Source organism: Myxococcus vastator (assembly GCF_010894475.1).
GTDB lineage: Bacteria > Myxococcota > Myxococcia > Myxococcales > Myxococcaceae > Myxococcus > Myxococcus vastator.
Genome location: NZ_JAAIYB010000039.1, coordinates 13,457 through 32,928, shown reverse-complemented (window position 1 = coordinate 32,928; position 19,472 = coordinate 13,457). Strand labels below are relative to the sequence as shown.

19 protein-coding genes are annotated in these 19,472 nt (G+C 68.7%); 2 read left to right on the top strand and 17 right to left on the bottom strand.

Annotation, left to right across the window (positions count from 1 at the left end; all coding sequences use genetic code 11):
- Positions 1-117: 117 nt before the first annotated feature.
- On the top strand, positions 118-804 hold the full coding sequence (locus tag G4D87_RS06510) for a hypothetical protein (protein ID WP_163780028.1): 687 nt from the start codon (positions 118-120) through the stop codon (positions 802-804).
- A gap of 12 nt (positions 805-816) precedes the next feature.
- Here G4D87_RS06510 and mtnK read toward each other — a convergent pair whose 3' ends face one another.
- From mtnK to G4D87_RS06450, 12 genes are all read right to left on the bottom strand, one after another.
- A complete protein-coding gene (gene mtnK / locus G4D87_RS06505; RefSeq protein WP_205507453.1) occupies positions 817-2,109 on the bottom strand; it encodes an S-methyl-5-thioribose kinase in 1,293 nt (430 codons plus the stop codon).
- 3 nt (positions 2,110-2,112) lie between these two features.
- Positions 2,113-3,837 carry a flavin monoamine oxidase family protein gene (locus G4D87_RS06500; protein WP_163780026.1) on the bottom strand — a complete coding sequence of 575 codons (1,725 nt, stop codon included), beginning with the start codon at positions 3,835-3,837 and terminating at the stop codon, positions 2,113-2,115.
- A 2-nt stretch (positions 3,838-3,839) separates the two neighbouring features.
- The gene (locus G4D87_RS06495) at positions 3,840-4,904 is read right to left on the bottom strand and encodes a glycosyltransferase family 9 protein (RefSeq protein ID WP_163780024.1); all 1,065 of its coding nucleotides are present in this window, start codon (positions 4,902-4,904) and stop codon (positions 3,840-3,842) included.
- A gap of 18 nt (positions 4,905-4,922) precedes the next feature.
- Complete coding sequence (locus tag G4D87_RS06490) at positions 4,923-6,248, bottom strand: aminotransferase family protein (RefSeq protein WP_163780022.1); 1,326 nt, start codon at positions 6,246-6,248, stop codon at positions 4,923-4,925.
- An 8-nt stretch (positions 6,249-6,256) separates the two neighbouring features.
- The gene (locus tag G4D87_RS06485; RefSeq protein ID WP_163780020.1) at positions 6,257-6,832 is read right to left on the bottom strand and encodes a P-loop nucleotide/nucleoside kinase family protein; all 576 of its coding nucleotides are present in this window, start codon (positions 6,830-6,832) and stop codon (positions 6,257-6,259) included.
- Entirely contained in the window at positions 6,829-7,680 is an 852-nt protein-coding gene (locus tag G4D87_RS06480) for an inositol monophosphatase family protein (protein WP_163780018.1), read from the bottom strand. Before G4D87_RS06480 ends, G4D87_RS06485 begins: the two co-directional genes overlap by 4 nt.
- Entirely contained in the window at positions 7,670-8,329 is a 660-nt protein-coding gene (locus G4D87_RS06475) for a D-sedoheptulose-7-phosphate isomerase (protein ID WP_163780016.1), read from the bottom strand. Before G4D87_RS06475 ends, G4D87_RS06480 begins: the two co-directional genes overlap by 11 nt.
- Positions 8,330-8,893, bottom strand: coding sequence for a D-glycero-alpha-D-manno-heptose-1,7-bisphosphate 7-phosphatase (locus G4D87_RS06470; RefSeq protein ID WP_163780014.1), 564 nt, complete (start codon positions 8,891-8,893; stop codon positions 8,330-8,332).
- The gene (locus G4D87_RS06465) at positions 8,884-10,110 is read right to left on the bottom strand and encodes an FAD-dependent oxidoreductase (RefSeq protein ID WP_163780012.1); all 1,227 of its coding nucleotides are present in this window, start codon (positions 10,108-10,110) and stop codon (positions 8,884-8,886) included. Before G4D87_RS06465 ends, G4D87_RS06470 begins: the two co-directional genes overlap by 10 nt.
- A 3-nt stretch (positions 10,111-10,113) precedes the next feature.
- A complete protein-coding gene (hldE, locus tag G4D87_RS06460; RefSeq protein WP_163780010.1) occupies positions 10,114-11,604 on the bottom strand; it encodes a bifunctional D-glycero-beta-D-manno-heptose-7-phosphate kinase/D-glycero-beta-D-manno-heptose 1-phosphate adenylyltransferase HldE in 1,491 nt (496 codons plus the stop codon).
- Positions 11,601-13,073, bottom strand: coding sequence for a hypothetical protein (locus G4D87_RS06455; protein WP_163780009.1), 1,473 nt, complete (start codon positions 13,071-13,073; stop codon positions 11,601-11,603). Before G4D87_RS06455 ends, hldE begins: the two co-directional genes overlap by 4 nt.
- 211 nt (positions 13,074-13,284) lie before the next feature.
- Positions 13,285-13,611, bottom strand: a complete 327-nt coding sequence (locus G4D87_RS06450; protein ID WP_240358054.1) for a Rossmann-fold NAD(P)-binding domain-containing protein — start codon at positions 13,609-13,611, stop codon at positions 13,285-13,287.
- Between G4D87_RS06450 and G4D87_RS06445 the strand changes: the two genes are divergently transcribed.
- A complete protein-coding gene (locus tag G4D87_RS06445; protein WP_240358053.1) occupies positions 13,592-14,317 on the top strand; it encodes a hypothetical protein in 726 nt (241 codons plus the stop codon). The genes G4D87_RS06450 and G4D87_RS06445 overlap by 20 nt on opposite strands.
- On the opposite strand, the gene G4D87_RS06440 is transcribed toward G4D87_RS06445, so the two are convergent.
- From G4D87_RS06440 to G4D87_RS06420, 5 genes are all read right to left on the bottom strand, one after another.
- On the bottom strand, positions 14,234-15,031 hold the full coding sequence (locus G4D87_RS06440) for an HlyD family secretion protein (protein ID WP_163780007.1): 798 nt from the start codon (positions 15,029-15,031) through the stop codon (positions 14,234-14,236). The two genes, G4D87_RS06445 and G4D87_RS06440, sit on opposite strands and share 84 nt — an antisense overlap.
- Before the next feature lie 116 nt (positions 15,032-15,147).
- Entirely contained in the window at positions 15,148-16,725 is a 1,578-nt protein-coding gene (locus G4D87_RS06435) for a DHA2 family efflux MFS transporter permease subunit (protein ID WP_163780005.1), read from the bottom strand.
- Positions 16,722-17,333 carry a hypothetical protein gene (locus G4D87_RS06430; RefSeq protein WP_163780003.1) on the bottom strand — a complete coding sequence of 204 codons (612 nt, stop codon included), beginning with the start codon at positions 17,331-17,333 and terminating at the stop codon, positions 16,722-16,724. Before G4D87_RS06430 ends, G4D87_RS06435 begins: the two co-directional genes overlap by 4 nt.
- Before the next feature lie 74 nt (positions 17,334-17,407).
- Positions 17,408-18,085: an HAD family hydrolase gene (locus G4D87_RS06425; RefSeq protein WP_163780001.1), complete on the bottom strand. Its 678-nt coding sequence runs from the start codon at positions 18,083-18,085 to the stop codon at positions 17,408-17,410.
- Positions 18,086-19,471, bottom strand: a complete 1,386-nt coding sequence (locus G4D87_RS06420; protein ID WP_163779999.1) for an FAD-dependent oxidoreductase — start codon at positions 19,469-19,471, stop codon at positions 18,086-18,088.
- Position 19,472: the final 1 nt, after the last annotated feature.

Below are 19,472 nucleotides of genomic sequence, written 5' to 3'. Positions count from 1 at the left end.
CGCAGGCGCGTCGCGGGATGACGCGGAAAGGGGTGGGAGGGGAGGTGTGTCCAAGCCCGCGGACTCGGACGGCGTGTGAAGTGTGGCTTGGTATGCGGACTGCAATGTCATCGGGTCATGGCCTTCAGAAAAGACGTGTTGACCCAGATTCCTGGCAGCTACTCGAACTTCTCCGAGCACCACAAAGACATCCGTTCGTTCTTCGAGATTGTCGGCGTCCGGTTCGCCATCCGCGAGTATGGCGTCAGCTTGAAGTGCCTCGCGGGCAACAAGCTGTTCTCCAACGCGAGCGGCTACCTCCTGTCGGATGACAGCTCGTACCCGTTCTACCTCTGGCTGCCGTCCTGGCTTGGCCGCTTCTATGTGGACCCGCTCCATGTCCCCGCGGGCACCGCGGTGGATGACAGCCGGGCACGGGACGTGAAGCTGCTGGCCTTCATCTGGATATGGCTGGGCTTCAATGACGCCTACGTGAGCGACGCCGCGGGGCCGGAGTGCTGGTTCGGCGTCGCCGAGCCTCGTCCCGAGGACCCGGACGAGCCGGTCGTCATCACCGCGGACAAGATATGGAAGTACTTCCGCATCGAGCGCACCAGCCAGGGCGAGAGCGACGGGTGGCTGAGCGGCGGCTTCCAGAAGAACGCCATCGGGTGTGACCTGAATGGCCGTTGGCACATGCGGCGCGTCCCGCTGGAGCAGCTCTCCAGCTACTACGCCATCGAGAAGCACGTCATCCGGCCGCTGGGGGAGAAGTTCAACGAGCTGTCGGGCGCCCTGGCCCCCATCGCCAAGACAGGGACGTGACGGGCGCCGCGCCTACCCTCTGCGCTTGGGTCGGAGGTGCTCCGCGAGGTCCCTCGCCACCGTGGTGACGTCGGTGATGGCGCGGTAGCGCCCGGGGGCGAGGAGGAGGGCGCGTCCCAGCTCGACGCACGCGCGCTCGCAACTGGCGCGGCGGTCCGGGTCGGTGATGCTCTCCAGGTCCAGGTTGTGCGCGAGCCCGAAGATGCGGCGGAGCATCTTCGCGCCCGCGAACGCCAGGCTTTCACCCAGCAGCCCCTGGAGCCAGCGTCGGCGTTCCTCGGTGAGCGTGCGCCGTTCGGCTGGTGAGGTGAACAGCGCGGAGGGATAGGCGTCGCCGCGGCCGTGCGCCTCCCAGAGCGCCAGGAACCCGTCGTGGAAGCCTGACCACAGGGCCTCCAGCGTCTCCAGGACCCAGGCCTGATAGGGGGCGCGCGGCGACGCATCGGTGGTGTGGCCCTCCTGACTGAAGTAGTTGATGAGCAGGTTGGCCATCAGGGCGCCCACGTCGAACCCCATGGGGCCGTAGAAGGCGAACTCCTGGTCGATGACCCGCGTGTCCTCCTGCGTCACCATGATGGAGCCGGTGTGGAGGTCCCCGTGGATGAGCGCCTCTGCCCGCGTCAGGTACTGGTGCTTGAGGCGGGACGCCGCCAGCTTCAGGTCCACGTCGTCGCGGACCTCGGCCGCGAGGCCATCCAACTGGGGCGAGGTCCACCGGTTGCGCGGGTGAAGCTGGTAGGGCTCCGTGAAGACCATGTCCTCCATGATCTGGCACATCGCGCTGTTGGCACCGAAGGTGGCCACCCGGCGCCGTTTCTCCTCCGCGGTGAGGGCCAGGTCGGAGGAGAAGAACAGCGACCGGGCCAGGTAGTCCGCCAGGTGTCCGGCGAGGCGTGGGTAGCAGACGCCGGCGGTCATCCCCTTGCGGAGGATGATGTGCGGCGTCAGGCATTCGAGGACCAGGACATATTGCCTGGCGTCATGGTGGAGGACCTGGGGGACGCGCCCGGGGACATGGCGGCCGTGTTCGAGCAGCGCCTGATGTTCGAAGTGGATGCGCTCCAGCGTCAGGGGCCAGGACTCACCCACCAGCCGGACGTAGGGCAGGGACTGCTTGACGCAGACGCTGCCGGCGGGGCCGTGGACCAGGAACACCTGGTTCACGTTTCCGTCACTCACCTCCTGGCTGTGCCAGTCCGTCGCGCCGCCTCCCAGCTGCTTCGCGAGGTGGGGGTGGCTGGAGAGGTAGTCGGGCAGGCTCTGCTTCTGGAGAGGGCGGTAGCCCTCGGGCACGCTCAGCGCCATGGTTCAAACGCCTCCTCGTGAGGGGATTGCCTTCGCTGTCCCGCGCGGACCCAGGCGGGTCCCTTCGCGCCGGAGCCAGGCGGGCCAGCCGAGGCCCAGGTGGTCCTGCAGGGTGCACTCCGCGGTGGCCAGCGTGCCGTGCACCGAGCCCGGGTCATGGGACCAGCAGTCGCTGACGATGAAGACCTGCTCGTCGGCGAGCGGCTTGCGCATCGCGGGGATGATGTCACCGGAGACGTGGTGCTCCCGCCAGACGTGCCAACCGCCTCCGTGGGGCGCGTCGGACCAGTCCTGGCAGCGCGCGGCGACGGGCCGGGGAGCGTCCTGGACACCGTGGAGCTCCAGCAACATCGCGTGGGCACGCTCGACCATCCGGCGGCTGGCGGGCGCATCGGCGGGCAGGGTCGGCGCCTCCCGTGGCCCGTTCGAGTCCGGATACAGCTCGCCCGCGCGGAGGCCGCTCCAATACGCCGCGTCGGCGCCGCTGGTGTACGAGGCCAGGAGCACGGCGGGAGGGCGCTGAGCGTCGTCGCCGGCCCAGTACCAGAGCTGACGCAGTGGCAGGTCGGTGGTGCTGCGCCCTCGGGAGACGCCAGTCTGCTCCCACCAGGAGAACGGGTACGCGAGGAACAGCTTCACGGCCGGGACGGCGCGCACGCCGCGGAGGTTGCGATTCAGCGCCGCGTCCTCGAAGAGGAAGGTGCCCGGGTCGAGCGACTCCAGGGCGTGTTGAGGGAGCGCGAGCAGCACGCAGCGCGCCCTCACCCGGCGCGGCATGCCCCCATCCGGCGCCGCGAAGTGCAGCGTGTATGCGGGCATGTCACCGGCGCCTGGGTGCCTGTCGAGTCGGCGCAAGTGGTGGTGCAGCGACGTGGTGCCTCCCGCCGCTCGGTAGCGCGCGTGCAGCGCCAGGGGCAGGGCGTCGAAGCCGCCTCGGAGGCGCCGGTAGCGGCCGTCGATGGGGGCGTGGAAGAGCACGTCCAGCCAGTCCGCGGCGTTCCCGTTCGCGGAGACGTTGTCGTAGCCATCGGCATCCTTCACCAGTTGGATGGCTTCCTGGCCGAGCACCTGGCCGAGCAAGGTCCGCCACGACAGCGCGTGCAGCGGCGCTCCGTCGATTCGGGCGGCGGCCTTGCGTTGGGTGTACTCCCGCTCCAAGGCGGTGACGTCCTCCCAGGCCTGACGCTCGAAGGCGGCGTGGTAGCGCGCGCGCAGGCCGCTGAAGCCGGGCAGCGCGGCGTCGGTGACGTGTTGCTCCAGGCCGGACGGCCCCAGGCGCCGCTCGGCCGTGCGCAGCCGGTAGGGCAGGGGTGTGGCGCTTCGCGCGAGCGCCGTCGCCGCCAGCTCCCGTTGCCGGAAGCGCACGCCCCGCAGGTACGCGAAGTTCTCCGGCTGGCCGAACGAGAAGTCCGTCACCTGGTCCGCCAGCCCGAGGTGCTGGATGAGGTCGGCCACGAGCTGCAACTGGTCGTGGAAGCGCATGCCGCCGAAGTCCGCGGCGACGTCCGGCAGGCCGGGCAGCCGGACCGACCACAGCCGGCCTCCAAGGCGCCCCGAGCTTTCGTACAACCCCACTCGGAGCTGCCCCCGGCCCTGGCGCAGCGCCGCGAGAGGCGCGAGCCCGTGGGGCGTGACACCTGACAGGAGCCGGTAGCCGAGGTAGCACCCGCCCACGCCACCACCGACGATGGCGACGTCCACCTCATCCTGAGGAGCGTCGGGCGCCACGTTCAGACCGCTCCGACGGCGCGGAGAATCTGCTCGGGGGGCAGCAGGTCCATGCAGTCGCGCTGGACGCAGCCCGCATCGAAGTCCTGCTTGTAGCACATGAGGCAGGGCACCTCCGGTTCGAGCACCGTGCCCCGGCCATACATGTAGAACTCGTGCCGGTTGAACGTGTTGTTCAGCAGGACGATGCGCTTGCGCAGCCCCACGGCCGCGTGGAACGCGAACGTCACCGACGTCACCACGACGTCGGCCAGACTCAGCAACCCGATGAAGCCGTCGAAGGGCTGGACGCCGAAGTAGCGGACGCCAGCCCGCGCCGAAATCTCCAGGTTGCGCTCGTGCTCGTCGGGCCCGCCCACGAGCACGACCTCGCGGCCCGTCTCCTTCAAGCGTCTGGCCAGGGTCGCCCAGTTCGCGGCCGAGTAGAGCCGCGGCTTCCATTGGCTCCCAGCGCCCGTGTTGAGCATCACCACCTGCTTGCCCGGCTCGAGCTCCACCTGGGGCTGGGTGTAGTCGGGCAGGATGTATTCCTCGCCCTGGAAGGCGAAGCCGCAGATGTCGAACAGCTCCTGGACGTAGTGCCGGGTGTTCGCCTTCATCAAGTCGTCGAAGACGCCCGTGCGCCACTTGCGCTGGCTGTCCCCGTCGAAGGGCAGGATGACGCCGTCCTTCTGCGTGAAGCCCTTCTTCACCCGGCCGTCCACGCGGTTCGCCAGCGCGCACGCCTCCACGTCCTTGTCCAGGGACAGCACGAGGTCGAAGCGCAGGTCGAGCACCGTCGTCACGCCCGCGAGGTCGTAGCGCAGCACCTTGAAGACCTCTCGCCGGGGCACCAGCTCCGGGTAGTGCGTCAGCCAGAAGATGCGCGCCCCCGGGTGCCGCTGGCGGATGGCGTGGAGCAGCGGCGTGTTGCGCACCACCTCGCCCGCGGCCTGGAGCTTGATGATGAGCACGTTGCCGGTGGCGGGCTGGTAGTCGGCGCAGCCGTCGCAGTGCGTCCCCCGCGCCTTGTGCGGGCCGCAGGGCTTGTAGCCGTTGAAGTGCAGGCAGTCGGTCCGGATGTCCATGGTGGCTCGCTCCCGGGGCTACGCGGCCTGTCGAGCCAGGGCCTGGGCGTCGGCGTCCAGCTCCGCGAAGGTGTCGCGCAGCACGGCCACCATGGCGTCCAGCTCCTCGGGGGTGACGGTGTAGGGCGGCATCACCAGGATGGAGTCGCCGCTGCCGTCCGGCAGGTAGCCAATGGAGAAGTAGAAGTTGCCGCCCCGCCGCATGGCCCGCTGCAGCACCTGCTCCGCCAGCCGCGCCGTCCTGGGAAAGGCGCGGCGGGTGCGCTTGTCGGCGACGAGCTCGAGGCCGCAGAAGAGCCCCAGGCCGCGCACGTCGTCCACCCAGGAGAAGGCGGTCAGCTCCCGCAGCTTCGCGCGCAGGGCGTCACCCTGGCGTTGGACGTTGTCCAGCAAGCCCTGCCGCTCGATGACGTCGAGCACCCGCAGGCCCACCGCCGCGGAGAAGGGGTGGTTGGTGAAGGTGAATCCGTGGGCGAAGTTGGCGCCATCCCGATGGATGCCGTCCACGATGTCGCGGCTGGCATAGACGGCGGACAGCGGAAGCAGGCCCGCCGCCATCCCCTTGCCCTGGACGATGATGTCCGCCTGGACGCCCGAGTGCTCGGACGCGAACCACGTGCCGCAGCGGCCGAAGCCGCACATCACCTCGTCGAAGATGAGGGTGACGTCGTGACGGTCGCAGATGTCCCGGACGCGCTGGAGGTAGCCCGGTGGCGGGACGCTGACGCCCATGGAGGCGCCAATCACCGGCTCGACGATGAAGGCCAGGCAGCTCTCGGCGCCCTCTTCCAGGATCTTCCGTTCCAGCGCTTCGGCGCAGGCCTCGCCGGACTCCGGCCGTCGGTAGGCATCCGGCGCGGGGATGAAGCATTGCTCGCGCAGCAGCCCGTCGAACAGCAGCCGGTCGCGCGGCTTTCCCGTCACGGCCAGGGCCAGCGCGGTGGCGCCGTGGTAGCCCGGCTCGGTGGCAATCACCTTGTGCTTGCGCGGGCTCCCCGTCTTGCCCAGGTGGAACTGGTACGCCAGCTTGATGGCCGTCTCCACCGCGTCGGAGCCGCTCCCCATGAGGAGGACGTGGGAGATGTTGGCCGGAGCCAGGGCCACCAGCCGCTCGCCGTAGGTCTCCAGCTCGGGCGTGGTGAACTGCATGCCGTGCAGGTAGCTGACGTGCCGCATCGACTCCGCGGCCTGCCGCGCCAGCTCCTCCAGGCCATGTCCCAGGATGGCGACGCCCGCGCCGCCCACGGCGTCCAGCCAGGCGTTGCCCGCGTCGTCGTACAACCTCGCGCCGCGCCCGCGGACGATGCGCGGATAGCGGTGCTCGAAGCGTCGGTGGAAGAGCATGGCGACTCCTAGGCGTCCAGGACGTACTCGAGGGCGCGCCTGGCGCAGGCCTCGGGGGAATGGCGGAACCACGTCTCGATGACCTGGTGGGGGACGGGCGGAGGGACGAAGCGCGCCTTCACGTCGAGGTACTCCTCCAGCGTCGTGCAGCCGCCGCAGTACCCGGCTCGGGCGCGTTGACTCAGCAGCTCTTGTACGGCCTCGGGGGCGTCGTCCGCGGGTCGGAGCCAGAGCACCTTGAGCCGCGTGTGCGCATGGGGCTCGAGCACGCGCAGGAGGTACTCCCAGCTCGAAGGCCGCGAGTAGGTGGTGACCGCGACCAGCGAGCGCGGGGGCCGAGCGACCTCCAGGTGGATGCGCACGGCCTGGTGGAACAGCTCATAGGCCATGGTCATCCGGTTCAGGTTCCGCTGCCGTCCCGCCTCCGTGGCCTCCCAGTCGGGCTCCGGTGGACCGATGCCTGCTCGGGCGAGCACGTCGATGTCGATGACATGCGCTCCCAGGGGCGGACCCAGCAGGGCGGCCGTCTCGCTCTTCCCGGAGAGGGGCCAACCACACAGCACGGTGACCGTGGACGCCATCACGTCTCCCTCCGTGCCAGGCCCGCGTCTGCCAGGTGCTTCAGGAGGGGGGCATGCAGTTGCCCGTTGGAGAAGAGCAGCTCGGTGCAGCGCGTGAGCGACCAGGGCGCGCCGTCGAAGCACGTCACCTGGCCACCGGCCTCCTCGATGAGGCCGATGGCGGGCAGGTGGTCCCAGGGCTTGTTGTCGATGGCCAGGACGGCGTCGATGCTGACGGGCAGGTGATGGCCGCGCGCCAGCCGCGTCCCCGCCCAGCAGAAGGCGCCGAAGTTCCGGATGCGCGTCACCCCGGCGACCAGGGGCGGGTGGTAGAGCCGCCCCACCGTGGGCGTCGTCCCGTCGACGGCGATGGAGGCCCGCGCCAGTTGCTCCACCGAGGAGACGCGCAGGGGAATGGCCGTCTCTCCCTGGAGGATGACGAAGGCGCCTTGGCCGCGCCCGCTGACATGGAGGCCCCCGCCGCCCAGCCGCTCTTCCGTGGGCAGGAAGATGACGGCTTCCTCGACACGGCCTCCCACCACGCTGGCGAACTGCAGCCCGAAGAGGGGCGCGCCCAGGAGGAGGCTGTTGGTGCCGTCCACCAGGTCGACCACGCAGCAGTCACCCTGGGGCGGCCACGGGGACACTCCCTCTTCGTTGATGGGCAGGCCGGGGTATCGCCGGGCCAGGAACGCGGACGTGCGCTCGCGCAGCTCGTCGATGACGCCGTAGACGAGCCGGTCATCCGCGCGCGCGGTGGGCGCCCCCACCGCGCCTTCGAGCAGCCGTGTCCAGACGGGTCGCAGGTCTCCGGCCAGGAACCGCCACAACGTGCGCGTCTCCACGTGGGCGCCCGCCGCGTCACTTCTCATGGCGAGCGCTCCAGTCCGTCCCGGCATCGGCGAGGACCGCCCATTCCCGCTCCACCAGCATGCACAGGACATGGGCCAGGGTGATGTGACACTCCTGGATGTGCTGCACGTTGCCGCTGGGCACCCGGATGCAGACGTCACTCAGCCCCAGGAGCTTGCCGCCGCCGCTTCCGGTGAGCGCCAGGGTGCGGATGCCCAGCAGCCGCGCGCAGCGGAAGGCCCGGACCACGTTCTCGGACTCGCCGCTGGTGCTGATGCCGAGCAGCACGTCACCGGGGCGCCCCAGTGCCTGGACCTGACGTTCGAAGATGTGGCTGAAGCCGAAGTCGTTCGCGTGGGCGGTGATGAGCGAGGTGTCCGTCGTCAGCGCGATGGCGGCCAGCCCCGGCCGCACGAGGTCATGGCTCAGCGCGCTGACGAACTCCGCCGCCAGGTGCTGGCAGTCCGCGGCGCTACCGCCGTTGCCACAGAGCAGCACCTTGCCGCCTGACTGCAGGGCCTGCGCCAGGAGGTGTGCCGCCTCCTGGATGTCCTGCTCGCAATGCTCCAGCAGCCGCTGCTTCGTGTCGATGCTGCCCTGGACGTGCTGCCGGACGAGGCGGGTGCCCGGCTCGCTACGGTCCTCTACTGCCTTCAGCGCTGTCTCCATCTACATCCTCCCCCGCTGGTGAATGTGCCGTTGGACGAACTCCGAGGCGTGAAGCAAGTCGTCGACGACGTGGTGGGCTCGGGCGCCGGGTGCGCCCTCTTCCTCCGCGCCATGGCCCGTGCGGACCAGGAACGTCATGGCGCCCAGGTGCAGGCCCCAGGCGATGTCGCTGCGCTTGTCCCCGATGACGAAGCTGCGCGACAGGTCGATGCCCAGCTCCGTCGCTGCCCGCAGCCCCAGCCCGGGCCTGGGCTTGCGGCACGCGCAGCCCGCGTCGGGCAGGTGGGGGCAGACGTAGATGCCGTCCAGGTGCAGGCCGTCTCGTGCGAGCCAGGCCCGGAGCCGCTCATGAATCGCATCGAGGGCCTGCTGGTCGAAGTAGCCCCGGGCCAGTCCGGATTGATTGGTGACGAGCACCAGGCCCAGCCCCAACGCACGGAACCGGCGCAGCGCGGCCAGGGCGTTGGGGAGCAGCCGCAACCCGTCCGGGCCGCGCAGGTAGTCCCGCTCCTCGATGAGCGTGCCGTCACGGTCCAGGAGGACGAAGGCCCGGGTCAGTGCCATGCCGTCACCTCGTCCCAGGGCGGCACGCCCACGGCTGGACGTCGCCAGCGTCTCGTATCGGGGAGGGGCTGGTGGCCGGGGCGCACGCCTCGCTGCGCGAGCCGGGCCGCCACCTGCTCCGCCACGAGCGGCGCGAAGGCCAGCTTGGTGGGCCAGAGCAGCGTGACACCGTCCGCGTGGTGGAGCACGGGCCCGTCGGGCCGGAGCCCGGCGGCTTGCCGTCCCTCGGCGCGCTCCACGTCCAGGACCGCCAGCGCGCACGCGGACAGGTCCACACCCGGAAGCAGCGTGGCCAGCGCGTCCCGTGCCGCGCGCGCGTGGGCGAGTGGCTCACGGTCCAGGCCCGCTTCGGCCAGCGCGCCGCCCAGATACCAGACGGCGCGGCCCGCGCTGTCGCGGTGGCTGGTGACGGTGACGCGTGGCGTGGTGCCTGCTCCCAGCCAATGCGCGTAGAGGTCTGGCAGCGCGCCCCGGAGCATCACCATGCGCAGGGGCCGGCGCTGCATGGGGGCCGCGCCGGTGGGCATCAGCCGCCCGAGGGCCTCATTCCCAGCGCCTGCGCACAGCACGACCTGCTCACACAGGACCTCCAGCCGCTGCCCGCTGGGGCCCTGGACGTCGACGCCCGCGACGTGCCCGGCGGCGTACCGCAGGCGGGTGGCCTCGGGGGTGATGGCCATCAGGGCCTCCTGGTTCGCGTGGGCCAGGGACTCGAGCACGGACGGGACGTCCACCACCGGCTCCTCGAGCTGGTAGACGGCGTGCCGCGCGGACGGGCCGAGCGCCGCGGCGAGGGGCTCCGGGATTTGCTCCGCGTCGAGCGCCGCCACGCGCCCCTGGAGCAGCTTGCTGGCGAAGAGCCCCGCCAGCCGCGAACCCCACCCCTGACCGGCGACCAGATACTGGTGCGGCGACAGCAGGCGGGCGCCTCGCAGGTCCGGGGCGCGCTCACCCTGGAGGGATGCGCGCCACCGGGCGGGCATGGCCGTCAGTGCCTGGCTCGCCGCGCCGAGGGCGCCGTCGAGGGCGTACTTCAGTCCTCCGTGGATGATGCCCTGCGCGCGGAGCGTCTGGCCCATGCCCAGCTCGCCGCTCTCACACAGGATGGCGGCGTACCCCTGGGCGCGCAGGTGCGCCAGCGTCCAGAGGCCGCAGATGCCACCCCCCAGGATGGCCACGTCGGCGCGAACCTGTTCGATGGGGGCGGGGCCGGCCATGGCTCACCCTCGCTCCTGGGACGTGGGGACCGCCGTCTTCGCGCCGCCGCGCTCGTGGATGCGCGCCACCAGGGCGCTGGTGGAGCACCCCTCCATGAAGTCGAGGATGCGCACCTCTCCGCCTGCTTCGAGGACACAGCGCTGTCCGGGGACCTGCTCGGGGCGGTAGTCGCCGCCCTTCACCAGCAAATCTGGCAGGAGTCGGCAGACCAGCCGCTCCGGCGTGTCCTCGGTGAAGGGCACCACCCAGTCCACCGACGCGAGCCCGGCGAGCACCTGCATCCGCTGCTCCACGGGGTTGAGCGGCCGGGCGGGGCCCTTGAGCCGGCGCACCGAGGCGTCATCGTTGACGGCGACGATGACCCGGTCCGCCAGGTCCGCGAGCTGCGACAGGTACGTGACGTGTCCGGCGTGGAGGATGTCGAAGCACCCGAGCGTCAGCGCCACCCGCTCGCCCCGCGCCTTGGCCTCGCGGACCAGGTCCACGAGCTGGGCCTCGGTGACGACGCCGCGCGGTGGCTCACCCGGGCCGGACAGCGCGCGTTCGAGCTCCGTCACCGACAGCGCGCAGGTGCCTCGCTTGCCAATGACGATGCCCGCGGCGGCGCTGGCCAGGGCCACGGCTTCCGGCAGCGGCACGTCCACCGCGAGCGCCGCCGCCAGCACCGCGATGACCGTGTCCCCCGCGCCCGTGACGTCCCGTACTTCCGTGGCCGACGTCGGCACGTGCAGGGGCGGGTGTCCTTCGCGCAGCAACGTCATGCCCTCGGCCCCGCGGGTGATGAGCAGGGCGTCCAGGGACAGCGCCCGCAGCATCGCGAGCCCACGGGTGGTCAGCGTGGCGTCGTCCGCGCAGCGGCCCGCCACGGCCTCGAATTCACTCCGGTTGGGGACGAGGACGGAGGCGCCCCGGTAGCGGGTGAAGTCCGTTCCCTTCGGCGCGACCAGCGTGAGGCGGCCCGTCTGCCGGGCCCGTTCGATGAAGCGCCAGGGCTCCTTCAGCGTTCCCTTGCCGTAGTCGGACAGCACCACGACGCGCGTCTGCGCGAGCTGGGGGTGGAGCCGCTCCAGGAGCGTCTCGTCGCAGCTATCCGGAAGGCCGTCCTCGAAGTCCATCCGCAGGAGCTGCTGCTGGCCGCTCAGCACCCGCAGCTTGGTGATGGTCCGCGCGCTCCGCATCCGCACTAGGTCCGCGCGCACGCCCGCTGCCGCGAGCTGTACGTCCAGCGCGGCTGCGTCCGCGTCCTCTCCGGTGACGCCGAGCAGGCTGACCGCGGCCCCCAGCGCCGCGGCGTTCACGGCCACGTTGGCCGCGCCTCCCGCGCGCGACTCGTCGCGGTTCACGAGCACCACGGGGACGGGGGCCTCGGGAGACATGCGCGTGGCCTCCCCATGCCAGGAGCGGTCGAGCATCACATCCCCGGCGACCAGGACCCGGGCCTCGTGGAAGGGAGGAAACCGGCGCTCGCGGGGAGGCGCCTTCGCGGCCGTCATGACAGGCCTCCCTGGACCGCCGCCTGGAAGGTGGCGCGTCCTCGCTGGAAGCGGGGCAGGTAGACGTCGCGGAGGAAGGCCCGTGTGCCGGGGAGGTCGTCGCCCGGGGCCGGTGCCTGCTGGAAGGTGCCGTCGGCGGCGAAGTACTCCGGCACGGGCGGCGTGCCGTCATGCAGGCCTTCGGCGCGCAGGGCCTCCGTCAGCCGGCGGTTGCAGGTGGCGACCTTGTCGCGAATGAGCTCGGTCCAATGGCGCCAGAGGGGGAGCTCGTGCCACAGCGGCTCCAGGCGGCGGGACAGCGCCAGCAGGTGCTCCGCGTGGGGGTGGTAGCGGGCGAGCTTGTGGTAGCCCTCCTCACGCGTCGCGCCCTCATCGACGATGCCCTGGAGCAGTCCCCGGTAGAAGCCGAACAGGTCCTCCAGGTTGTCGCAGTCCTTGAGCACGAACGGGTCGACGGTGTCCGCCTTGAGGCACGCGCGGACGCCGAAGAACGCGGACGCGAAGTCACTGGCGTGCTCCTGGCGCAGGCCCTCACCCGGGGGCAGGGAGCCACGTTGGCGCCGGAGGCCGTAGTGGAGCGTGCTCAGGCAGGCGCGCCCCCTGGCGCTCGCGAGGGCTCGCCACGCGGTGCGCAGGAAGACGTCCATGTAGACGCTGGAGTCCTTCGCGCCGCGCAGGTCATCCAGCCGGGACAGGCCGCGCAGCCCCGCGCGCGTGAAGCCGAGCAGGTTCGGGTCCTTCACATCGAGCGCCCGCGCGTCACCGCCGCGAGGGATGAGCGTCTCGTAATAGTTGCCGAGGAACAGCTCGGGCTGCCCGTCCGGGAAGACGCGCTGCTTCGCGCCGACGTTGAGGACCAGGTCGTGGGGGCCGAGCTCCGGCTCCATCAGCCAGGGGAAGACGTCGTAGGCCAGCACGATGTCTCCCGCCGACCAGACGAGGGTGTCCTCCGCCTGGGCGCCCAGGGCCTCCGAAGCGCCTCGGATGGAGTGGAAGAAGGAGAGCTGCCTCGGGTCCTCCGGCACGTAGAGCAGGTGCTGGGCGTCCGGGAGCACCTTCGCGGACACGAGGTAGTCGCGAAGCACCTCCACCACCTGGCCGACCTCGGGCGGCCCATAGACGCTGACCTGCACGCCGCAGGTGGCGAAGTGGAGGATGGGGAAGGCGATGGCGGGGATGTTGTCCAGCAGGGGGTAGAGGAACTTGAGGTCGTCGACCCCACCTTGCAGGGTGCGCTCCATTCGCGTCGCGGCGATGCGCACGGGGGCGCGGAGCGTCCGGCCGTGATGCTGGTCCCGCATCCGGCGGTGGGCCACGACGCGCTTCTCGACGATGCACGCCAGCGCGGCTTCTTCGGAGGGGAACAGCTCGTGGCTCGCCGAGATGGCGACGTGGCGCGCGGGACGGGAATGGCCGGCGCTCGCGCGCACGCGGGCGCGCGGGAGGCTCCACGACTTCTGCGAGGACATGGCGCACTTTCCGGGAGGTGGGTGGCGTGCCGCGAGGACGCCCCAACGGGCGCCCCCCACGGCACTTCAGCAACCCCGGTGCCACTGTCCGGAAGGCGACCGCGCCTTCAAGTTTCGAGCACTTGCGCGCGGAGTCCTTGCGCACCCGCACTCATGGCGTCATTTCGCGACGCGCGCGCGTCCTGGGGATACGCGCGCGCCGCCGCTCCACTCACGCCGCGCCGGGCACGCGGGGGCCGAGCACGTCGCGCAGCGCGTCCGTCACGGTCAGCTTCGGGGCCCAGCCCAGCGCCTTCAGCTTGTCGGGGTCGCCGACGAGGCTGGGGATGTCGGAGGGCCTCAGGCGCGCGGGGTCCAGCTCGATGCGCGCGTCGACGCCCGCCAGCGACAGCATCTCCTCCAGCAGGCTGCGGATGGTGCGTCCCTCGCCGCTGCCAATCGAGCAGGAAGAGGCCCGCTTCGCCCTCCGCCCCAGCGCCGTGTGGCTGGAGTACCGCTGGTACGTCCACGAGCGGGGGATGGCGGAGGTCTTCCTCAAGTGGCCCCGCGGCTCCGCCGAACAGAGCGCCTTGGCCGAGGCCACGGTGCTGCGCGTCCACCTGCTCGGCATGTCCCCCACGCTTTCCGAGCGAGCGGGGAAACTGCTGGTGGGCGGCACGCCGTCGAGAGATCGCATCATGGACCTCTTCGGCGATGACGGCGTGCGCCGGGAGTGCGTCTGCGTGGGCCGGACGAACGTCACCGTGGAGCACTGGGAGCCGCGGCCCGGCCCGCGCCCGCTGCTGGACGATGCGCGCTTCAACTCGCTGGCCGAGGTGCTGGAGGCACCGGACGCCACGCCCGAGGCGCGGCATGAGGCGGTGCAGCGGTTGGCTGACGAGCGAAGCCCTCGTGTCGTGGCGGCGCTGCTCGCGCTGGTGGCGCGCAAGCCCTCGCTGATGGCACTGCGGGTGCTGTCGGAGTGGGGCGTGGTCGAGGCGCGCGAGGCGCTTCAGCGGGACCTGGCCCTGGTGCGGCCCGACAACCCGGCGGACCTTCACGGCGCTGGAGCGGCGGCTTCAGGCCTGGGCGGCCCTGCGCGAATCAGAGTCAGGTCCTTCGCTCAGATAGTAGGAACGTCATCGAATCGGAACGCGGTGGGTGGCCTGCTTTCGGGCCCGTCATTGAGTGTGGATGATGACCTCTGCCGACAAGCCTGCTTTGAGGGGGACGCGGGACGGGTCATCCAATGCAATGCGCGTTGAGATGCGCTGAACGACCTTGACGAAGTTGCCGGAGGCGTTCGTGGGTGGAAAAATCGAGAAGCTTGCTCCCGTCCCAGCCGCGACGCTGAGGACCGTTCCCTTGAGGGGTTGCTCCGGATAGGCATCCAGGTGAATGGTCGCCCGTAGTCCCGGCCGGATGTAACGGATCCGCGTCTCCTTGAAGTTTGCAACCACGATGGTGGGGGGCAATGAGAGGAGCATGAGCGTCCGGCCCTCTTCGATGAGTTGTCCCTCTCTCACCATGAGCTTCGAGATGGTGCCTTCTTGTGGGGCGATGAGCCTCGCCTGCGCGCGCCGACTGCGCGCAAGGGAGAGGCCGTGACGTGCTTCTCTGACGCGCGCCGACGCGAGCGCGCTGTCGCGCTCATCCTCGCCCTCGTCCTCGCGAGCTTCGAGCGTCGCTACGGGCTGCGTCTTGGCGTGTGTCACCCGTGATTCTGCCTCGATGCGCGCGAGGTGGGCTTCCGCACGCTCGACCTCCAGGGCCAGCGCATGCTCATCTACCTGGAGCAGGACTTCTCCTTTCGCCACATGCTGATGTTCCTCGACGACGATGCGGGCGATCTCGCCGCCAACCCGCGCGTTGAGAGGAATGATATCACCGATGACAGTGGCGTCGTCTGTTCGCTCGGTTCCAGCTAGGGTCCACTGCCTGATGCCCAGCGCGACCAGCGCCAGGAGAATCAACCCCATGACAAAGACCAATACACGGGGGGCGCTATGCGTGGCGGCAGGCGTGCGAGGGGCCACCGTCGGGTTGTCGGGTTCATCCACCGCCGCCAGGGACTTGGATGGCTCTTGCATTGTGTTCAGCCCTGAGGTGCGACCTTCCTGGACCGCAGCAGGAACGTAAGGGGGACGGCCGCGAGGAAGAGGGCTCCTAGCAATAGGAACAGCTTACCAAAGGCCAGAAGTGAAGCCTGCCGCTCAAGAAGTTGCTCCAATGTCTCCAGCGCCACGGCCCTGATGCGCTCGGGCTCCATGCCTGCCACCAGGAGTTGCACGGACCGGGTCTGTAGGTATTCGCGCAGGGGCAAGCTGCCTTCGACGACCTGGGGAACTAGCGCCATGCGTGCCATTCCGACGTCGCGCGTCAGATACGCAGCGAAGAAGGTCAGTCCCAGCGAACCTCCTGTGTGCTTCGCGAGTGTATGCAAGCTGCTGGCATCGACCTTCTGGTTCATGGGCGTACGGCTGAGCGTCAACGTGGTCAAGGTCACGCCGATGCCGCTGAAGCCCAGCCCCTGGACCGCGACCACGCCCGCGATGTGGCTAGCTTCTGTTTCAAGGGTGAAGGCGCTCATCTGGATACAGCTGTAGGCAAATGCAAGCGTACCTACCGCCAATACGACATGGGGAGGCAAGACGTTGTGGAAGCGTCCCAACAGGGGCGTGGCCACCGCAGAGACGACGACCCTGGAGACCAGAGCGAGTGCCGCTTGCGTCGCGGTGAAGCCCAGGACTTCCTGCATGAAGAGTGGAAACAGATACTGGCTGGCGTTCAGCATGGAATACAGGACGGCAGCCAGAGCTGTTCCAATGAAGAAGCGTGGCTCGGAGAACAGGCTGAGCCGTACGATCGGGGCATGAGTGGTGATTTCCCAGAAGACGAACATGAGCAGGCCCAAAGCAACACCCAGGGCCAGCGCCACGGTTCCGGGTTCCGTCCACCCCCAACGCGTTCCCTCCATGAGGAGGAACTGCATGCTGGAGAGGCTCAAGGGCAACAGCAGGAGGCCCCAGCCGTCCAACCTCTGTACCGTGCCAGGCGCCAGCGGCTTCTCACGAGCTTCGTTTGGGACCTTGACAAAGAAGATGACCATGACGAGTCCCAGGACCCCTATCGGCAGATTGACGAGGAAGACCCAGGGCCAGCTCATGTAGTCCACGATGAGCCCTCCCAGGATGGGGCCTGCTGCCGGGCCCATCAATGCCGTCATGGAGGCGATCGCGATGGCAATGCCTTGCTGGGAGGAGGGGAACTGCTGTTGGAGGAGTGCCTGCTCGGTGGGGAGGAGGGCGCCGGCGCCCATCCCTTGAAATGCCCGGAACACGATGAGCAAGGGCATGCTCCTCGTCATTCCGCACAGAAACGAACTGACGAGGAAGACGCAGAGCGCCAGGATGTACACCTGCTTCTGGCCGAATCTCCGGCTCAAGAAGCCCGTGAGCGGCATGACACAGATGTTCGCCATCGCGAAGCTCGCGATGACCCACGTGGCCTCCTGCAGTGACGCGCCCAGACTTCCCCGGAGATGGGGCAGCGCGATGTTGAGCATGGAGGAACTGAAGGTGGCCAGGAGGGTCCCCAGGGACACGGAGATGGACACCAGCCACTTGCCCGCCAGTGCCTGCACCGGCGTGGCGCGCACTGCGGCTGTGTTCATCCGACAACCAGCAAGGCGGGATCGATTCGGGGCTTGAAGAAGAGGGTGGAGAAGACCTCCACGTACTCCTCGTAGTGTTGTTGGGCTCGCAACCAGCCCGCGGTTACAGGCTCGACGTGAAGCCCCAGTGCTGATGCGTAGTGCATGTTCCGAATCCAGATGGCCGCGGGGTACGGAATCTTTCCGTCACAAATGCGGTCCTCCCGGCGGTCGAATCGAACGCCGCGCAGGATGCGCCGAGCCATGTCTCGGCAGCCATTCAATGGGTCGAACACCTCGCCCGTGCGCATGTCGTAGGCGATGGCATTGCCGGTGAAGTCCACGCAGTTGAGGACGTCGATGATGTCCTCACAGGGCCACAAGCCTGTAATAGTTTTTGAGATGACCTGGAACTCCCAGCAGAAGTGCCCTTCTTTTTCTGGGTACCACGCGATGTGTCCGAAGGCTCCGATGTGTATCGTGCCATGGCCCGCGAGGCCCGTCTTGAGCATGTCCAGCGTGGAGCCATCCAGGAGCACGTCGAGGTCCTTCTGCTCCTTGCGGCCCAGCGCGATGTTTCGGACGGCGCCTCCCGTGAGATAGAAGTTCGTGGGCACACTGGCGTCCATGCACTGGCGAACGAGTTCGTATCCCGGCCATGCCTCTAGCAGTACCGCAACCTGTTTTCCCAACTCCAGCTTGGTCATGACTCCTCACCTTGCGATTGCCCGGTTGTCTCCATGAAGGGGAAAGCGGCTTCCAGGCATTCGACGACAGGCCATCCCGTTGCTTCCAAACGGTCCCGATGTTGATGTCCTTGGGACACCAGGATGCATGACCAGCCGTTCGCCTTTGCGACGTCGGCATCATGCGTGGTGTCTCCGATGTACAGGACTTTTTCCGGGGCCAGTCCCAGGCGCTTCGACAGCGCCCGTCCCTGCTCCACCTTGCTCACCGCATGGTTGTCGGAAAGGCCCATCGTGAAGCGGAAATAGTCGGTCAGACGGTGGCCGGACACGCAGTGGCTCAGAATGTCCTGGTGGGATGCGGAAAGGATCGACGCATCGAGCTGCTCGGCCTTCAGCCGAGTCAGGCATCTGTGCACGTCTTCATGGAGTGGGCAGTCCGGGACGCGGGCGTCGAAGATGGACAAATATTCGCTTACGATCTGGGAGAAAGGGATGGCCTCGAAGTCGAAGCCGAGGCTCGCGTAGAAGCTTTGGATGGGGAAGTGGAAGTTGGCGCGGTACTGGTCTGCGGTGATGGGTGCCCGGCCATGGTTGCCCAGGACGTGATTGACGCCATGGACCGCCAGTGTCAGGTCATCCAGGAGGGTCCCGTTCCAGTCGAAGACGACATGGGCATAGGGCAGGCGCGACATCTATCCCTCCACCTCGCTCGACCCGAACAGCCGTTGCTTCAACGACTCCGTGAGGACTCGCATCATCATCCCCGGCCGCTGGAGTTGGCGTCCGTCGTCCATGAGATTGGTGACTCTGAGCAGCGCGACCGACACGTCGCGATTGCGGGCTGACGCTTCAACGAGCCGCTCTCCATACCAGTGTTGCCACCGAAGTGAGAGCGGGCGCTCTCCTCCGAGCTCGGGGAACCGCATGTCCTCGCTCTCCGCGAGTCCCCAGGCGGGGGCTACGACCTGGGCGAGGGCCTGCTGGACGGCATGACACGCGGGGCCGCTGGGCCGGGCAAGCGCATCGATATGGTCGTTCAAGACCTCTGCTTCCATGGCGCAGATGGACATTCCCTGGCTGTAGATGGGGTTGACGCTACACAGCGCGTCCCCAATGACCAGAAACCCGCCAGGCCAAGGCGTCACCCGCTCATAGTGACGCCGGAGTCCTCCGGGCATCCGGAAGAGGGAGATCTCCGATAGCGGCTCCGCCTCTCGAATCACCTCATAGATGTCAGGAACCGGCAGGTTGCGGAGAAACTCGAGGTAGTCGCCTTCGTCGGACGGCGGATGGTCCCCCAGCCAGCCGCTCGTGGTGACCATCCATCGCTGGTCTTCGATGGGACTGATGACGCCCATCCTGCGGGAGTAAGGGGGCTTGGGAAGGACAAGCAGGACCTTCCATTGGTTCGTATAGCGCGGCAGCTGCCGGTAGATGCGCGTGGCGTAACCGAGGTTCGCCGCGACCACCGAGCGCTCCGGGCTGGCAATGCCCAGTGACTTGAACCATTGCTCCGTGCGCGAACCACGGCCGCTGGCATCCACCACGAGGTCCGCTTCCATCGTGGTCGTCTTCCCCTCTTGCGTCAGGGTGACTCCCTGGATGTGGCGGCCGCCGTCTTCGCTGCGGAGCGAGGCAACCTCCGCCTGGGAGATGAAGGTAATGCCTGGGACCAATGCCAGCCGTTGCCGTATGACGCTGTCAAACAGTCCTCGGCTGCAGTAGTGCGCACGAATGTCGGTGTCGAACCGCTGACGCCACCGGCCATGCTGGAAGGTTCGGATGTCCCGGGAGAGGTCCGCGACCAGCGCGCCCTTCTGCTCCAATTCATTGAGGAAGCCTGGGAAGAGGTTGGCCAGGATGTGCTTGCCGCGCTGGAGGAGGAGATGGACGTGGTTCTCCTGCGGAACGCCCTTTCGCGGCGCGGGCTCGCTCGGAATCGTGTTGCGTTCCAACACGGTGACACGCTCGAATCGCTCTCTGAGCACACGCGCCGCGAGGCACCCCGCGATGCTGGCTCCGATAACGACGGCGTGCTTGGATGGGGCTGGCGTTGCCGGTGAACTTGCGCTTTCCATG

Excerpts from the sequence above, each read along its gene's own strand:
- G4D87_RS06510 (WP_163780028.1), top strand. The coding sequence starts at position 118 with ATGGCCTTCAGAAAAGACGTGTTGACCCAGATTCCTGGCAGCTACTCG.
- mtnK (WP_205507453.1), bottom strand. The coding sequence starts at position 2,109 with ATGGCGCTGAGCGTGCCCGAGGGCTACCGCCCTCTCCAGAAGCAGAGC.
- G4D87_RS06495 (WP_163780024.1), bottom strand. The coding sequence starts at position 4,904 with ATGGACATCCGGACCGACTGCCTGCACTTCAACGGCTACAAGCCCTGC.
- G4D87_RS06490 (WP_163780022.1), bottom strand. The coding sequence starts at position 6,248 with ATGCTCTTCCACCGACGCTTCGAGCACCGCTATCCGCGCATCGTCCGC.
- G4D87_RS06480 (WP_163780018.1), bottom strand. The coding sequence starts at position 7,680 with ATGAGAAGTGACGCGGCGGGCGCCCACGTGGAGACGCGCACGTTGTGG.
- G4D87_RS06475 (WP_163780016.1), bottom strand. The coding sequence starts at position 8,329 with ATGGAGACAGCGCTGAAGGCAGTAGAGGACCGTAGCGAGCCGGGCACC.
- G4D87_RS06470 (WP_163780014.1), bottom strand. The coding sequence starts at position 8,893 with ATGGCACTGACCCGGGCCTTCGTCCTCCTGGACCGTGACGGCACGCTC.
- G4D87_RS06465 (WP_163780012.1), bottom strand. The coding sequence starts at position 10,110 with ATGGCCGGCCCCGCCCCCATCGAACAGGTTCGCGCCGACGTGGCCATC.
- hldE (WP_163780010.1), bottom strand. The coding sequence starts at position 11,604 with ATGACGGCCGCGAAGGCGCCTCCCCGCGAGCGCCGGTTTCCTCCCTTC.
- G4D87_RS06455 (WP_163780009.1), bottom strand. The coding sequence starts at position 13,073 with ATGTCCTCGCAGAAGTCGTGGAGCCTCCCGCGCGCCCGCGTGCGCGCG.
- G4D87_RS06445 (WP_240358053.1), top strand. The coding sequence starts at position 13,592 with ATGGCGGAGGTCTTCCTCAAGTGGCCCCGCGGCTCCGCCGAACAGAGC.
- G4D87_RS06440 (WP_163780007.1), bottom strand. The coding sequence starts at position 15,031 with ATGGGGTTGATTCTCCTGGCGCTGGTCGCGCTGGGCATCAGGCAGTGG.
- G4D87_RS06435 (WP_163780005.1), bottom strand. The coding sequence starts at position 16,725 with ATGAACACAGCCGCAGTGCGCGCCACGCCGGTGCAGGCACTGGCGGGC.
- G4D87_RS06430 (WP_163780003.1), bottom strand. The coding sequence starts at position 17,333 with ATGGACGCCAGTGTGCCCACGAACTTCTATCTCACGGGAGGCGCCGTC.
- G4D87_RS06425 (WP_163780001.1), bottom strand. The coding sequence starts at position 18,085 with ATGTCGCGCCTGCCCTATGCCCATGTCGTCTTCGACTGGAACGGGACC.
- G4D87_RS06420 (WP_163779999.1), bottom strand. The coding sequence starts at position 19,471 with ATGGAAAGCGCAAGTTCACCGGCAACGCCAGCCCCATCCAAGCACGCC.